This is a genomic window from Bacillus sp. SIMBA_005 (assembly GCF_046535585.1).
In the GTDB taxonomy this organism is placed as follows: Bacteria; Bacillota; Bacilli; order Bacillales; family Bacillaceae; genus Bacillus; species Bacillus pumilus.
Window position 1 is genome coordinate 1 of sequence record NZ_JAWRWI010000810.1, and the last position, 253, is coordinate 253.

Annotated in this window: 1 protein-coding gene; it reads left to right on the forward strand. The window is 58.1% G+C overall.

The window, feature by feature from the left end:
* Positions 1–183: helix-turn-helix domain-containing protein (locus SB660_RS22330; RefSeq protein WP_410584654.1), on the forward strand; the 183-nt coding region annotated here is incomplete at its 5' end.
* Between the last annotated feature and the right edge of the window lie 70 nt (positions 184–253).

A 253-nucleotide genomic window follows, 5' to 3' on the forward strand; every position in this document is an offset into this window, starting at 1 on the left:
GCGTTCTTCCGAAACCAGGGCAGCGTGCGCAAGACGGCAGCACAGCTCTTCGTACACGAGCACACGCTGACCTACCGACTCAAGCGCATCGAACAGATCACTGGATGCAGCACGAAGAACTACCGTGAACTCTTCGAGCTATGGCTCGCGATCGAGACCCGATCGCTCATCGACGAGCGCTAACTACCGCACCGTAAACCGACGAGGAAGCCTCGTGTCAAAGTGGCACACAATCCGCTGTGCTTCGAACGGC